Origin of the sequence: Nocardioides sp., from assembly GCF_036401255.1 — a bacterium.
GTDB lineage: Bacteria > Actinomycetota > Actinomycetes > Propionibacteriales > Nocardioidaceae > Nocardioides.
Window position 1 is genome coordinate 1 of the sequence record NZ_DASWVI010000129.1, and the last position, 1858, is coordinate 1858.

1 protein-coding gene is annotated in these 1858 nt (G+C 69.9%); it reads left to right on the top strand.

All coding sequences use genetic code 11. From position 1 onward, the window contains the following. The first annotated feature begins 563 nt into the window (after nucleotides 1–563). A complete protein-coding gene (locus VGD85_RS05815) occupies nucleotides 564–1808 on the top strand; it encodes an IS256 family transposase (RefSeq protein ID WP_331062498.1) in 1245 nt (414 codons plus the stop codon). The last annotated feature ends 50 nt before the right edge of the window (nucleotides 1809–1858 follow it).

Genomic DNA, 1858 nt, shown 5'->3' on the forward strand with positions numbered 1-1858 from the left:
GGCTTGGTCGCCGGATCACGCCGCAGATCCACCGCCATCCTCGTCGCACGCTCCCGAAGCTCCTCCGGGTACTTCCTCGGTGCAGCCATGACCCTCATCCTTCCCAGGAACGAGAGCCTCCGTCAGACCCGGGGCGAGACATCGACCCATGCCGTGCTGGCGGGCTGGTGGGTGCGCCCTGGCCCGCCCACAGCGAGCAACGAGAGATGGCGCGCGGCCCTGAACCACCTCGCCCAGGACTACCTGTCGAACATTGACCAGAAGGCGCGACAACGGCGCAGGCCTCACGGCGCCGGGGAGACGTCCTCCTAACGCAGCCCGGCCAACCGCGGCCCACGTCGGGGTGGGGGCAAGACCACTCAGTGGTTGGCGCGCTTCTTGTGGATGCGGATGCTCGCCGGCGCGCCAACGTAGTCGCAGTCCTTGCGCGGGCACTTCTCCCACGCAGTGGCGTCCCCGATAGTGGTGTAGCCGCGGGGCCGTGGTCGTCGTAGACGACGACGCGGTCACCGCGTGATCCTTCGAGTGAACCTTCCACAGCACCCTCGAACGGAGTCATCACGATGACCGCACCACGCATTGTCGACCCTTCCGCCGCCCTGGGCCAGGCCCTGGCTGACGCGTCCCCGGACCTGATGCGGCACCTACTCGGCACGGTGATCAACTCCCTGCTCTCGGCGGAGGCCGACGCGGTCTGCGGCGCCGAGTGGGGCCAGCCCTCGCCCGAGCGGGTCAACCGGCGCAACGGCTACCGCCACCGTGACCTGGACACCCGGGTCGGCACCATCGACGTCGCCGTCCCCAAGCTGCGCACCGGGTCCTACTTCCCCGAGTGGCTCCTCGAGCGACGCAAGCGCGCCGAGGCCGCCCTGATCTCGGTCGTGGCGACCTGCTACCTGCTCGGGGTCTCCACCCGTCGGATGGACAAGCTGGTCGAGTCCTTGGGCATCACGTCGTTATCGAAGTCGCAGGTCTCGCGCATGGCGAGCGACCTCGACGCCCAGGTCGCCGCGTTCCGGACCCGGTCGCTGGCCGACGCCGGGCCGTTCACGTTCGTCGCCGCGGACGCCCTGACGATGAAGGTCCGCGAGGCCGGCCGCGTGATCAACGCCGTCGTGCTCGTGGCCACCGGCGTCAACGGCGACGGGCACCGCGAGGTTCTGGGCTGCACCGTCACCACGAGCGAGACGAAGGAGGCGTGGAACGTGTTCTTCGCCGACCTGGTCGCCCGCGGACTTGCCGGGGTCCGGCTGGTCACCTCCGACGCCCACCGCGGCCTGGTCGAGGCGATCGCGGCGAACCTGCCGGGGGCGTCCTGGCAGCGGTGCCGCACCCACTACGCCGCCAACCTCATGAGCACCTGCCCGAAGTCGTCCTGGCCGGCCGTGAAGGCGATGCTCCACTCGGTCTATGACCAGCCCGACGCCGACTCGGTCCACGCCCAGTTCGACAAGCTCCTGGACCACGTCACCGACCCGCTGCCGGCCGTCGCCGCCCACCTGGACGCGGCCCGAGCGGACCTGCTCGCGTTCACGTCGTTCCCGAAGGAGATCTGGCGGCAGATCTGGTCGAACAACCCCAACGAGCGCCTGAACAAGGAGATCCGCCGCCGCACCGACGTCGTCGGGATCTTTCCCGACCGCGACTCCGTGGTCCGCCTCGTCGGAGCCGTCCTGGCCGAGCAGCACGACGAATGGGCCGAAGGACGGCGCTACTTCGCCCTCGACGTCCTGCACCGCGCCCGCCTCAACCTGCTCACCACCGCCGACCCCGACCCCCAGGAGCAGCCCCTGGCACTGTCCGCCTGAGCAGAACCAGGATCACGCCGGACGGCTACACCACTCCCAGGGACTTGACC